General features: G+C 58.1%; 7 protein-coding genes and 2 rRNA genes (1 of these 9 cut by a window edge). 7 read left to right on the top strand and 2 right to left on the bottom strand.

Translation table 11 applies throughout. The features are described 5' to 3' along the window. Positions 1 to 19 precede the first annotated feature (19 nt). Positions 20 to 2,443: a molybdopterin-dependent oxidoreductase gene (locus DN745_RS11740; RefSeq protein WP_111335075.1), complete on the bottom strand. Its 2,424-nt coding sequence runs from the start codon at positions 2,441 to 2,443 to the stop codon at positions 20 to 22. Between the two features lie 48 nt (positions 2,444 to 2,491). Then, positions 2,492 to 2,776 (bottom strand): hypothetical protein, encoded by a 285-nt coding sequence (locus DN745_RS11735; protein WP_111335073.1) that lies wholly within the window; start codon positions 2,774 to 2,776, stop codon positions 2,492 to 2,494. Between the two features lie 615 nt (positions 2,777 to 3,391). Here DN745_RS11735 and DN745_RS11730 point away from each other — a divergent pair. The 7 genes from DN745_RS11730 to DN745_RS11700 form a co-directional block, all read left to right on the top strand. Then, positions 3,392 to 4,015, top strand: a complete 624-nt coding sequence (locus tag DN745_RS11730) for a cytochrome c3 family protein (protein ID WP_133621888.1) — start codon at positions 3,392 to 3,394, stop codon at positions 4,013 to 4,015. 63 nt (positions 4,016 to 4,078) lie between these two features. After that, a complete protein-coding gene (locus DN745_RS11725) occupies positions 4,079 to 5,017 on the top strand; it encodes a 4Fe-4S dicluster domain-containing protein (RefSeq protein ID WP_111335069.1) in 939 nt (312 codons plus the stop codon). A 30-nt stretch (positions 5,018 to 5,047) separates the two neighbouring features. Beyond that, the gene (gene dsrP / locus DN745_RS11720) at positions 5,048 to 6,343 is read left to right on the top strand and encodes a sulfate reduction electron transfer complex DsrMKJOP subunit DsrP (protein WP_204354978.1); all 1,296 of its coding nucleotides are present in this window, start codon (positions 5,048 to 5,050) and stop codon (positions 6,341 to 6,343) included. A gap of 28 nt (positions 6,344 to 6,371) precedes the next feature. After that, positions 6,372 to 7,277: a molybdopterin-binding protein gene (locus tag DN745_RS11715; protein WP_111335067.1), complete on the top strand. Its 906-nt coding sequence runs from the start codon at positions 6,372 to 6,374 to the stop codon at positions 7,275 to 7,277. 55 nt (positions 7,278 to 7,332) lie between these two features. Then, on the top strand, positions 7,333 to 8,538 hold the full coding sequence (locus DN745_RS11710) for a molybdopterin molybdotransferase MoeA (protein WP_162687628.1): 1,206 nt from the start codon (positions 7,333 to 7,335) through the stop codon (positions 8,536 to 8,538). 1,302 nt (positions 8,539 to 9,840) lie between these two features. Further along, positions 9,841 to 11,377, top strand: a 16S ribosomal RNA gene (locus DN745_RS11705). A 462-nt stretch (positions 11,378 to 11,839) separates the two neighbouring features. Further along, positions 11,840 to 13,422 (top strand): 23S ribosomal RNA (locus tag DN745_RS11700) (it continues 1,478 nt past the right edge of the window). Together the 16S and 23S rRNA genes form the textbook arrangement of a ribosomal RNA operon.

The raw sequence follows: 13,422 nt of genomic DNA, 5'->3' as shown, positions 1-13,422 counted from the left end.
GACGACTCCTTTAAGCGGCTTATTCGGCGATCTTAGTGATCTTAACGGCGCATTTTTTGTAGTCCGGCTGCTTCGAGATCGGGCAATGCGCGTCGAGCGTAATCAGGTTGATGAGCAGGCGTTCGTCGAACCAGGGTACAAAAACGCTGCCTTTTGGGGGCTTGCCGCGTCCGTTGATCCAGGCCGGCAGGTCGAGCTGCCCGCGGCGCGTCACCAGGCGCACCTTTTCGCCGTTGGCGATGCCCATTTCTCTGGCGTCCGAGGGGTTAATCTCGACATAGGCCTGGGGCATCGCGCGCCGAAGCTGCGGGATGCGCATCGTCATCGTCCCGGAGTGCCAATGCTCGAGCACGCGTCCGGTGCACAGCCACAGCGGGTATTCCTTGTCGGGCATCTCCGGCGGCGCGGTATAGGGGGCGAACCAGATCTGGGCGCGCCCATCGTTGGTCGTTGAGTGGTAGAAGTCGATCTTCTTGCCCTTCTCGACAAACGGGTCGTCGAAGGCGGCGAAGCGAAATTGGGTCTCGCGCCAGGTGCCGTCTTTTTGCTCGACCACCGGCCAGCGAAGCCCGCGCGCTTTGACGTATTCGTCGTAGGGCGCCAGGTTTTTGTGCTTCATGCGCGAGAAGAGGCGATACTCCTCGAAGAGCTGCTTGTCGACGTTGATATCGTAGTAATTTTCCCACTTCCAGACGGGGACTTCTTTGCCCTTTTCGTCCTGCATGGCGAAGATGAATTTGCCGTCTTTATCCTTCATGCCCTCAAAGCCGAGGTCGTAGAGTTTGCGGGCGACCGCGATGGTCTGCCAGGCGTCGTCGCGCGCGCCCTTGGGCGGCTCGACCATGCGGAACCACTGCTGGGTGCGCCGCTCCGAGTTGCCGACCATGCCGTTCTTCTCGACCCACATCGCGCTGGGCAGGATGAGGTCGGCGTGGCGGGTGCTCTCGGTGGGGTAGCCGTCGGAGACGATGAGGAATTTATCGTCGAGCTTGCGGCTGGGGTAAAAGAGCTTCTCCAGGTTCGGCAGCGATTGCCCCGGGTTGGTCACCTGCACCCAGATGGTGTGGATATCGCCGCCTTTGTCGCTGGGCGTCGAGAATTTCTCCCACATCTTCACGGTGTGATAGCCGGGCGTGGGGTTGATGCGCCCCGCGGGCAGATTCCAATACTCTTCGGCGTCCTTGCGGTGCTCGGGTTTGGCCACCAGGCGCCCGCCGGGCAGCAGGTGGGCCAGGGTGCCGACCTCGCGCGCGGTGCCACAGGCCGACGGTTGGCCGGTGAGGCTGGTCGGGGCGTTGCCGGGGCTGCCGAATTTGCCGCTGAGCAGGTGGATGCCGTGGACCAGCCGGTTGATGTCGGTGCCGCGGGTGTGCTGGTTCATGCCCATGCACCACAGGCTGGTGATCTTTTTCTTCGGGTCGCCAAAGATCTTTCCGAGGTGCTGGAGTTGGGCGACCGACAGGCCCGAGAGCTCCGAGACCATCTCGGGGGTATATTCGGCGACCAGCTTTTTATAATCCTCGAAGGTCGTCGCGTCGCCCTTGAGGGTGGGGTTGCTGAGGTCATTATCTTTTCGGAAATTGCAATATTTCTCGACGAACTCACGGTCGTAGGTGCCGTTGGCGATGAGCTGCTGGGAGATGCAATTGGCGATCGCCAGGTCGGTCTGCGGGTTGAACTCCATATAGTGGTCGGCGTGATCGGTCGTGCGCGTTCGCCGCGTGCCGAGATCGATCAGCTCCACCTTCTCGCCGCGCGAGCGACGGTCGATGATGCGGCTGAACAGAACCGGGTGCATCTCGGCGGGGTTATTGCCCCAGCAGATGATGACGTCGGCCTTGTCGAGATCGGTGAAGGTGCCGGCCGGCTCGTCGACCCCGTAGGTGCTCTCGAACCCGGTGACCGCGCTGGACATACACAGGCGCGCGTTGGGGTCGATATGGTTGCAGGCGAGTCCGCCCTTCATGAATTTCTGGGCCGCGTAGCCCTCCGGAATGGTCCACTGCCCGCTGCCGTAAAACGCGAAGCCGCTCGGGTCTTTAAGGACGCGCTTGGCCACGATCGACAGCGCCTCATCCCAGCTAATGGGCACATGTTTGTCGCCTTTTTTGAGCATCGGGGTGGTGAGGCGGTCGCTGCCGTATAGCAGCAGCCCGGCGTGGTAGCCCTTGACGCAGGCCAGCCCTTTGTTGACCTCGGCTTTGCGGTCGCCGGCGATGGCCACGACTTTGCCCTTCTTCTTGTCGACGCCCACCTGCAGGTGGCACCCGGTGCCGCAGAAGCGGCACGGGGCCTTATTCCAGACGACCGAGTCCGACATCATGGTTGTCGCGTCATCCCCCTGGGGGGCCTTGCCGGCCGACTCCTGCGCGTAGGCCAATTTATTGGCCGCGGCGGTGGCGGTGGTGAGCGCGGCGATCTTCAAAAATTTACGGCGATCCATCGAATAACCTCGTATTTATCTGGGGCACAGCGATTCGGGCATAAGCCATCAGGTGCGCGAGCGCCTGCGCGGCGGCAATTTCTCGTCGAAATCCTCGACGTCGGAGAAGTCGACCGAGACCACATGCACAAACTCCACGCCGTCGATGCTCGGGAGCTCCTCGCGCACGATGAGGACCCCGTCGGCGATCTTCTCGGTGTCGACGACCACCGGCAATTGATTGCGTTGAAGCGCGCCCAGGGTCAGGCGCGGATCAGCGCGCAGAATGCTCAACGCGGCTTCGCGTGATTCTGGCTGCGAACTTAAGGTGACGACGACTGCGCTGATGGGCATGCTTGCTCTCTTTAATATCAGAGTGGCGCGAATAGGCGAATGGGAAATTGGGCCAACTCACCGGGTATCTATAATGCGCGTGCGACTTAGCTGGAATTCAACCATTTCCCCTATTCGGAGGTAGTACAAGTTACGTTCCATCGCATGGATGCAGGTGATATATATCATATCATCCCTGTTGAATCTTTATTTTAGCGTGCGCTGAAGACTACCGTAGCAGGTGTTCTCCGAAGCATCTATTTCAAAAGTGGGTGGGAGACGCGCAGGGGATTATGCGCGAAGCCGGATGTAGCTGTTCAGCATCTTTGGAGGGATTTTCGCGAGGCGATATTAGAGTATTGCGCGCTGGTATGAATATCTGCGAAGGTGCTTCAATCTCGATAGCCGAGGGTTCTTATGTGCAATATTTGCGCGCGCAAGTTGCCTGGTGCAAAATTTGCATGACTTGCTGAGGAATCGTATCACTCGTCGTGAGCATGATGGACAGTGATGGGGATTCGGTGCGCTGATGAGCGTGCCGTGATCTGGATCATAGCGTTGTGGTATAAAGGTTGCTCTAAGTGCAATTTGTTGGATTTGTAGGTTTCAGACCTGAAATGGAAGGTAGCAGTAATAATGCCGATATCATCATTAGTGCGCGCGACGTTGGTGGCGCTTTTTTTAGCGGTGGGACTCGGCGCGTGTACCGGGTCGTCGGGCGAGGAGCCGGTTGTCCCGAGCGCACCGGTGGCTCAGGAGCCAGGGCCCAAGCGCTATGGGACCACGATCGTCGCCTCCCGAGAGCTCGGCACGCTCAAGACGCGCGTCGGCAAAGAGGAGTTCGCCGGGGTGATGTGTTCGACCTGTCATACCATCGACATCGACAAGGCGCCGGCTGAATACCCCACCGAGCTCGAAGACTTCCATAAGGGGATGAAGTTCACCCACGGCGCGCTGACCTGCAATTCCTGCCATAACCCCGCGGACCGCAACACGCTGCGCGCGGCCAACGGCAAGGTGATCGAATTTGAGGATACGATGGAGCTGTGCGGCCAATGCCACGGCCCGAAGTTGCGTGACTATCAAAATGGCGCCCACGGCGGGATGAGCGGCTATTGGGACCTCGATAAGGGGCCGCGCGTGCGCAATAATTGCATCAATTGCCACGACCCCCATGACCCGGTGTACCCCTCGATGATGCCCGCGCCGCCGCCGCGCGACCGCTTCTTCGGCGGCGCAAATAAGGGCAGCGCGCATTAATAAGTAGCTTTGAGCGCAATTCGTAGTCGACCGTTCATTCGGCCAACGCAGTTTAAATAGGGAATGAGTATGAGTCATATCAGCCAAGAAGAGCCAACCAAAGGCGGCGTGAGCCGACGCACAGTGCTAAAGGGCGTCGGGGCGACCCTGGGCGCGGCGGCGTTCGCCAAGGCGATCGCGCCGATGACCGCGCTCACCAAGGAGACCTCGGTCGATGAGTTCCTGCAGAAGCATTATAAGGAACTCGATCCCGAGGCGATGCAAAAGGTGCTGCGCCGCCTGGAGTCGGAGACCGCGGAGCAATACGGCGCCGAGGTGCAAATCGAAGATGTGCGCCCGATGGACGGGGTGAAATATGGCTACGCCCTCAATTTAAGCGTGTGCATCGGGTGTCGAAAATGCGCCGAGGCCTGTCACGTGGAGAATAACCACGACCGCTCCACCAATAACTCGTATATCCGCGTCTACGAGATGGAGCAGGGCTCCATCGACTTTGAGAAGGGCAGCGTCGACTACGACCATGAGGTCCCGGCCGACGGTAAATATTATATGCCGGTGCAATGCCAGCAATGCGATAATCCGCCGTGCGTCAAGGTCTGCCCGGTCGAGGCGACCTGGAAGGAGAAGGACGGCATTGTGGTCGTCGACTATAATTGGTGCATCGGCTGCCGTTATTGCGAGGCGGCCTGCCCCTACCACGCTCGTCGGTTCAACTGGAAAAAGCCGGAGGTCCCCGCCGAGGAGATCAACCCGGTCCAGGCGTATCTGTCCAACCGCATCCGCCCGAAGGGGACCATGGAGAAGTGCACCTATTGCCTGCACCGCACGCGCAAGGGCAAGAATCCGGCCTGCCTGGACGCCTGCCCGACCGGCGCGCGCGTCTTCGGCAATATGCTCGACCCCAATAGCGAGATTCGCTATGTGCTTGAGAATAAACGGATTTTCGTGCTCAAGCAGGACCTGGGTACGGTGCCGAGCTTCTTCTATTTCTTTGATAATTAAGCCTGATTATCCGAACGGTGTGACCGCGATATGAGCAGCAACGATATGAGCACCAACCAGACGAGCAGCCGCGCCCACGTCGACAAGTCGAAGCATTTGATCGGCTATCCAAAATTTATCTGGCGCTCGTTGGTCCTGGCGACCGACGGCAGCCTGCTCTTCTATGCGTGGATGACCCTGTTGACCGCGTTGGCCCTGGTGGGGCTCAACGCCTGGGCCCATCAGGTCGCCACCGGCATGAGCCTGACGGGGATGAGCGACCACGTCTCCTGGGGGCTCTACATCGCCAACTTCACCTTTATGGTGGGGCTGGCGGCCGGCGGCGTGATGATGGTGATCCCGGCGTATCTCTACGACGACGAGCAGATGCACGATGTCGTGATCATCGGGGAGCTGCTGGCCATCGCGTCCATCGTGATGTCGGTGGCGTTTGTCGTGGCGGATATGGGGCGCCCGGACCGTCTGCTTCATATGATGCCGGTGATTGGGCGATTCAACTGGCCGATCTCGATGCTGACCTGGGATATGCTGGTCCTCAACGGGTATCTGATCATCAACCTGCATATCTGCGGGTATTTGCTCTACAAGAAATTTTTGGGCGAGAAGCCGGATAAGCGCTGGTATATCCCCTTTGTGTTTCTGTCGATCGTGTGGGCGATCTCGATCCATACCGTGACCGCGTTTCTGTACTCCGGTCTGGGCGGGCGCCCGTTCTGGAATAGCGCGATTCTTGCGCCACGCTTTCTGGTGTCGGCGTTTGTCGCCGGCCCCGCGTTTATTATCCTGTCGCTCCAGCTCATCCGGCGCTTCAGCGACTTCGAGTTCGGCAGCAGCCCGATTCGCACGCTGACCTCGGTGCTGCGGGTAACCGTCCTCATTAACCTCTTCTTGTACGGCGCGGAGCTCTTCACCGAGTTCTATACCGGCGGTTCGCACACCGCGGCGGCCGAATACCTATTCTTTGGCCTGCATGGCCACACCGGGCTGGTCGCCTGGACCTGGAGCGCGATCGCCCTGAATGTCACCGCCGCGCTGATGCTGCTGCACCCCGCGTCCCGCAGCAATTGGACGGTGCTGAACGTCGCGTGCGTGCTCACCTTCGTGGGCGTGTGGATCGAGAAGGGCATGGGCCTGGTCGTCCCGGGCTTTATCCCGAGCACCATGCACGAGATCGTCGAATACTCCCCGAGCCTGGTGGAGTGGAAGGTGACGATCGGGATCTGGGCGCTCGGATTGCTCGTCTATACCGTGGCGCTAAAAATCGCGATTCCCATCTTCAGCGAGAAGGTCACGATCCGCGACGGCCAGCTTGAGAAGGTTGATTGAGTGACTGAATTCGCCGGGAAATTCTAATATGCATCAGCCTCGTCAGCAATCTTACGCCCGCGCGCAGGCCTATCTGCGCGCCGCCGAAATCGGCGAGTCGTTTGGGGCATTGCGTGAGCGATTGGACGGTGTGATGCACGCCGCGCGCGCCGCGGGCATGCTGGCCGCTCGGCGCGCCGGTGAGTTCATCCCCGACAGTCACCACGCGGAGCTCGAAGTTGTTGAGCTGAACTTCGCCTGGGAGGATGGACGCCTGCGGATCACGGCGCAGTGTCAGGGACGCGCGCGCGCCGGGCTCGGTGCCCGGGCGCTGTTGGCCGCGAATATCTGCGCGGTGTCGATGATCGAGGCGCTTTCGGACGTGGCCGAGCACCTTATCATCGAAGACGCGCGCATCGTGGAGCAAACCGGCGGCGCTGCAGTGAAGTCGTATCGTTTCGACCCACCGCTGCGGGCGGCCGTGATGGTGACATCGAACGCGGTGGTCGGTGGACATAAAGAGGACCGCGCCGGGGGAATCGTGCGCCAGGCCGTGGAGGCCCTGGCCCCCGATGGCGTGGAGCTCGGCGAGGCGGTGGTGATGGGCGATGACGCGCGGCTTATCGAGGAAGCGATCGCGCGCTGGGTCGCCGACGGTTTTGAGCTTATCGTGACGGTGGGCGGCACGGGCGTGCTCCCGAGCGACGTGACCGTCGACACCGTCGACGCGCTATTGCAGCGACCCATCCCCGGAATTATGGAGGCGGCGCGGGCCTACGGACAGTCGCGCTCGCCGGTGGCGTTTATGTCGCGCGGGGTCGCCGGGCTTATCGGGGACACCCTGGTGCTCACGTTACCCGGGAGCCGCGGCGGCGCGCGCGAAACCTGCGAGGCGCTCTTTCCGTCTATCTTGCATGTCGCGAAAACACTGCGCAGGTCGCGCGCGCTGCGCTGAGTTTTCCGGGCGCGCGGTATTTCCAATCGACTCATCCCTTCACTTTGGACGTTCTATGATCGACGTCGCCCATGCCCTCGACCTCTTCGACTCGAATATCTCCGCGCTCGCCACCCGGACGGTGTCTTTGGACGCGGCGCTCGGCCGGGTTGCGGCAAAAGATGTCTTATCGAAGATCGACCTGCCGCCGTTTTCGCAAAGCGCGATGGATGGATACGCCGTGCGCGCCGAAGATCTTGGCGACGCCTCGGAGCAGGCGCCCGTGTGCTTAACGCGGGTCGGAGAGGTCGCGGCCGGCGCGGCCGGCGAACTGGCGCATATTGGAAAGGGAGAGACGGTGCGAATCTTTACGGGCGCCCGGATTCCGCCGGGCGCCGACGCGGTCGTGCGCCAGGAAGACACGATGAGTCAGGGCGGGGCGGTCTATTTTAAGACGAGCGTCCCCCCGGCGCATGACATTCGCGGGCGCGGCGAGGAACTGCGCGAGGGCACGCGGCTGATCGCGGCGGGAGAGCGCCTGGACGCCCGGCATATCGGCGTGCTGTCGATGTGCGGGCACGCCGAAGTGGAGGTCTACCGTGAACCGCGCATCACGCTTCTGATCAGCGGCGACGAGATCGCGTCGGCCGGGCGGCCGCTGGGCCCCGGGGAGGTCTACGACGCGAACCGCCCGTTCCTGGCGGGCTGGCTGCGGATGCGCGGTTACGCGAACGTACGCATTGTCGCGCTTGCCGATGAGCGCGAGGCGGTCGCGACGGCACTCGCGGAGGCGTTCGCCGCCTCGGACCTCGTGATCAGCACGGGCGGTGTGTCGGTGGGGGAGTATGATTTCTTCACGCACGCCGCCGAGGCAATGGGGCTTGAGACGGTGTTTTGGAGAGTGAGGCAGCGGCCGGGCAAGCCCTTGTTATTTGCCAGGAGGGATGAGTGCATATTGCTCGGGATTCCAGGGAACCCCGGAGCGGTGTTTGTATCGGCGTATGTCTACCTGCGGCGGGTGCTTGACCGATTGGAGGGGCGGTCGGAACCCGGTCCGCGCATGCGGGGCGGTGTGTTGGGCGAGGCGGTGGGGTGTTGCGCGCGACGTGTCACGTGGTGCGGGTGTCAATTGGACTACGACGGGCGGGGCGTCGCGCGGCTCTTGCCGGTCGGAGGCCATAAGATGACACAGCTCTATAGAGCGGATGCGATTGCTTTGATTCCGCCCGCCGAGGCGCAGCTGCCCCCTGGAAGCGTCGTCAGATGGTTCAGCCTCCACTAACCGAAGACCCCGCGCCCCATCCATCTAGAGAATTCCCTGGCCCTTTGATATGCTCACCGTCCCAGTGTCCCCATATCTATCCGGAGGAAGCCTACGTTGGAACAGGAGCAACCCAAGCAAAGAAATTATATTGTGATCATGCTTATTGGCTTCGCCGTCGCGATTCTGATGTCGTTGCTCTGCTGCGGCGCGACCTTCGTTTTAGGCGTGGGCACGGTGGTCAATGCAGAGAGGTCGTATTACCCCGAATGCGAATTGGCTGGGGACGCAAAGGCATGTTCCGAATGCTGCCGGTCGAAGGGCCACTCTGGCAACGTCTACCGAGGGGCTCGAACCGACGAGGGTACGAGTTGCGGATGCTTTTAAGGGATGAGGGGCGATTCACCGTCCTCAATCGACGCGACGATCCTCGACTTGATGCAGACCTGAACCGGTGAAGATGCCTCCTGCGCCCGCCAAACGCACATTTCAGAAATAAGGTCACAAAAAGGTAAAATACTCCTTGACCAAAGCGCCAACTGCCCTTAGGTTCCGCCTCCCGTCGACGAGGAATATCGACTCGATGGGGCAGCAACCAGAAGCACTTCAGACGGTTTTGAAACGCTTCGAAAAAGAATCAAAAAGGTTGTTGACAGGCTGGTAGCTCGCATGTAGAACCCGCCTCCCGCTGACGAGAGTCAACGGAAACCAAGTCGCCTAGAGGCGCTCGAACGAAAGTTCGGCACTTCGAAAAAGAATCAAAAAGGCGCTTGACAGGCTGAGGTTAAGCAACTAGCTTCCGCCGCTCGCTGATGAGAAAGCTTCTCGGCAACGAGAAAGCGAAACTCGGAAAGCGCTCTTTGAAAACGGAATAGAAGTTCAGACAAGACGGCACGTCTTGAGAAGAAGAAGTGCTCTTTGTTTGGCGAATGTGTTGTGCAGGCGAATTGTTCTGTCGTGCGACGCGCGCTCCTCGGTCCGAAGTGGTTTACCACTCGCCAGGGAGCTCGGACGTAGATGCCCGAAGCGCGTACGACTCGAGTGCAAGGTGTTTGAAAGTGGGGCTTTTGACAGGTCCCCGAATTTCACATCGCTTTATCCTTTCGGGGATGAAAAGTGCTCGGTTATCAATCGATAAAAAACCTGTACGTGGTTCATCAAACAAAGTTCACATATGAACGTCATCATTTCTTCTTTCGTTTCACTGGTTCTTCGGAGCTGCTGAATCGAAAAGACGTGTTAACGCATAAGTGATCGCTTTAACGTTACCCTGCGACCCGTCGTGGGGTGATTGATTAATATAAAATGATGAGCTCATCTCCAAAACTGGAGAGTTTGATCCTGGCTCAGAACGAACGCTGGCGGCGTGCTTAACACATGCAAGTCGCACGAGAAACGGGGCTTCGGCCCCCGAGTAAAGTGGCGAATGGGTGAGTAACACGTGAGTAACATGCCTTGGAGCGGGGGATAACCATCCGAAAGGGTGGCTAATACCGCATAAGACCCCACCGACTTCGGTCGGAGTGGTCAAAGCCTTCGGGCACTCCAAGATTGGCTCGCGGACCATTAGCTAGTTGGTGAGGTAACGGCTCACCAAGGCAGTGATGGATAGCTGGTCTGAGAGGACGATCAGCCACACTGGGACTGAGACACGGCCCAGACTCCTGCGGGAGGCAGCAGTGGGGAATCTTGCGCAATGGGCGAAAGCCTGACGCAGCAACGCCGCGTGTGTGAAGAAGGCTTTCGGGTCGTAAAGCACTGTCAGAAGGGAAGAACGCCCACATTGTTGGGTTTGACGGTACCTTCAAAGGAAGCACCGGCTAACTCCGTGCCAGCAGCCGCGGTAATACGGAGGGTGCAAGCGTTGTTCGGAATCATTGGGCGTAAAGCGCGCGCAGGCGGCCATTTAAGTCTGATGTGAAAGCCCGAGGCTCAACCTCGGAGGTGCATTGGAAACTGGATGGCTTGAGTCCAAGAGAGGTTAGTGGAATTCGTGGTGTAGGGGTGAAATCCGTAGATATCACGAGGAACACCAGTGGCGAAGGCGACTGACTGGATTGGTACTGACGCTGAGGCGCGAAAGCGTGGGGAGCAAACAGGATTAGATACCCTGGTAGTCCACGCCGTAAACGATGTTCACTAGTTGCTGGGTCAATTGAGATTCAGTGGCGAAGCTAACGCATTAAGTGAACCGCCTGGGGAGTACGGCCGCAAGGTTAAAACTCAAAGGAATTGACGGGGGCCCGCACAAGCGGTGGAGCATGTGGTTTAATTCGAAGCAACGCGAAGAACCTTACCTGGATTTGACATCCCGCGAATCCCTCTTAATAGAGGGAGTGCTCTTCGGAGAGCGCGGTGACAGGTGCTGCATGGCTGTCGTCAGCTCGTGTCGTGAGATGTTCGGTTAAGTCCGGCAACGAGCGCAACCCCTATCTTTAGTTGCCATCAGGTTATGCTGGGCACTCTAGAGAGACTGCCGGAGTGAATTCGGAGGAAGGTGGGGATGACGTCAAGTCCTCATGGCCCTTATATCCAGGGCTACACACGTGCTACAATGGTCGGTACAAAGGGCTGCTAACTCGCGAGAGTGTGCCAATCCCAAAAAACCGGCCTCAGTTCGGATTGCAGTCTGCAACTCGACTGCATGAAGCTGGAATCGCTAGTAATCGTGGATCAGCATGCCACGGTGAATACGTTCCCGGGCCTTGTACACACCGCCCGTCACACCATGGAAGTCGTTTGCTCCAGAAGTCGGTGACCCAACCTTTCGAGGAGGGAGCCGCCGAAGGAGTGGATGGTGACTGGGGTGAAGTCGTAACAAGGTAGCCGTAGGGGAACCTGCGGCTGGATCACCTCCTTTAAGGAGCTATATTTAGCTTCAATACGATTCGTATCTACATATGTCTCGCAACGATTGGTCCTACAAAGCGCATTTTTAGCTTTGATGGACGTGCCGTCTTGTCTGAACTTCTACGCCGTAAAGAAAAAGCGTAGCGATTTAGGTTCTTTGAAAATTGCATAGGACAGTGTCTTTTGAGAAGTTTTGACTTCTGGTGTTACATTTCGCCAGGAATCGTTAAGAAACTTCGAATCAGGCATCTTCCATATTTTTTATTCGATTCGACACAACGGCTTCGGCCCGCGTTGAGAAGAGATAAAAGAAATATGAAATAAATCGATTAAAACTGGTCCGATGGACCCTGGAATCGAGCAAGTTTTCTAAGAAAGCTTGATCGTGACTAGGTCCAACGAGACATAGAAACATCAAGCGAACTTAGTATTCAAACGAGCCTTCGGGCGAGTTTGGATAGAAATATACTTAGATTAAGTAACAAAGGGCGTACGGTGAATGCCTAGGTGTTTGCTAGCGATGAAGGACGTGAAAGGCTGCGATAAGCAGCGGGGAGCCGCCAAATAGGCCTCGATCCGCTGATTTCCGAATGGGGCAACCCAATCTGGCGTTAAACCCAGATTATCCTTTAGATGAATACATAGTCTTTAGGAAGCGAACCCGGAGAACTGAAACATCTCAGTACCCGGAGGAAGAGACATCAATTGAGATTCCCTTAGTAGCGGCGAGCGAACGGGGAAGAGCCTAAACTACGTGAGTGTGATAGCCCGCAGGCGTTGCTCACGTAGGGTTGTGGGACGTATATCCCTGGTATTGCGGTGCCAGGCTGGAGTTACAAAGTAAATGCATAGTCAAACGGTACTGGAAAGACCGGCCATAGAGGGTAAAAGCCCCGTCGACGACATGTGTTTGCCTCCAGTTATACGCTCCCGAGTACAATGGGGCACGAGAAATCCTGTTGGAAGCTGGGTGGACCATCATCCAAGGCTAAATACACGCAAACAACCGATAGTGCACAAGTACCGTGAGGGAAAGGTGAAAAGAACCCCTATAAGGGGAGTGAAATAGACCCTGAAACCGTACGCCTACAAGCAGTGGGAGCACGATGTTCATCCTTCGGGATGGACCGTGTGACTGCGTGCCTTTTGCATAATGAGTCAGCGAGTTGCTGTTACGTAGCAAGGTTAAACCGTTCTAGGTGAAGCCGTAGGGAAACCGAGTCTTAACCGGCGAATAAGTTGCGTGACGCAGACCCGAAACCAAGTGAGCTACCCTTGACCAGGTTGAAGTTCCGGTAAAACGGAATGGAGGACCGAACCCACTGACGTTGAAAAGCCAGGGGATGAGTTGAGGGTAGGGGTGAAAGGCCAATCAAACTTGGAGATAGCTGGTTCTCTCCGAAACCTATTTAGGTAGGGCCTCGGAACATTCACCAACGGAGGTAGAGCACTGAATGGGTAAGGGGGCTAACCGCCTACCGACCCCAATCAAACTCCGAATGCCGTTGAGTGTTATTCCGGGAGTCAGTCTACGGGTGATAACGTCCGTAGGCGAGAGGGCAACAACCCAGATCGCCAGCTAAGGCCCCTAAGTGACGACTAAGTGGAAAAGGATGTGGAAGCACACAGACAACCAGGAGGTTGGCTTAGAAGCAGCCATCCTTGAAAGAAAGCGTAATAGCTCACTGGTCAAGTGAATCCGCGCCGAAAATACACCGGGGCTTAAGTCGTCCGCCGAAGCTGCGAATTGCACATCCTCCTTCGGGAGCGTGCAGTGGTAGGAGAGCATTCCAGCCGCCGTCGAAGGGATACCGATAAGGAGTCCTGGAGGTTCTGGAAGAGAGTATGCTGACGTGAGTAACAACGAAACCGGGTGAGAAACCCGGTCGCCGAAAGCCGAAGGATTCCTGGGCCATGCTAATCAGCCCAGGGTGAGTCGGGACCTAAGTCGAGGCCGAAAGGCGTAGGCGATGGCAAGTGGGCAAATATTCCCACACCACGAGGCGAGGTGATGAAGATGAGGGACAACGGAGAACGCAAGGTCCGCCGGTAATT

It is taken from the genome of Bradymonas sediminis, assembly GCF_003258315.1.
In the GTDB taxonomy this organism is placed as follows: Bacteria; Myxococcota_A; Bradymonadia; order Bradymonadales; family Bradymonadaceae; genus Bradymonas; species Bradymonas sediminis.
The sequence above is the reverse complement of the archived record's forward strand: the minus strand, read 5'-3'. Positions and strand labels throughout refer to the sequence as shown.

Bases quoted from the DNA above. Each gene is read 5' to 3' on its own strand.
- DN745_RS11740 (WP_111335075.1), bottom strand. From the start codon at position 2,443: ATGGATCGCCGTAAATTTTTGAAGATCGCCGCGCTCACCACCGCCACC.
- DN745_RS11735 (WP_111335073.1), bottom strand. From the start codon at position 2,776: ATGCCCATCAGCGCAGTCGTCGTCACCTTAAGTTCGCAGCCAGAATCA.
- DN745_RS11730 (WP_133621888.1), top strand. From the start codon at position 3,392: ATGCCGATATCATCATTAGTGCGCGCGACGTTGGTGGCGCTTTTTTTA.
- DN745_RS11725 (WP_111335069.1), top strand. From the start codon at position 4,079: ATGAGTATGAGTCATATCAGCCAAGAAGAGCCAACCAAAGGCGGCGTG.
- dsrP (WP_204354978.1), top strand. From the start codon at position 5,048: ATGAGCAGCAACGATATGAGCACCAACCAGACGAGCAGCCGCGCCCAC.
- DN745_RS11715 (WP_111335067.1), top strand. From the start codon at position 6,372: ATGCATCAGCCTCGTCAGCAATCTTACGCCCGCGCGCAGGCCTATCTG.
- DN745_RS11710 (WP_162687628.1), top strand. From the start codon at position 7,333: ATGATCGACGTCGCCCATGCCCTCGACCTCTTCGACTCGAATATCTCC.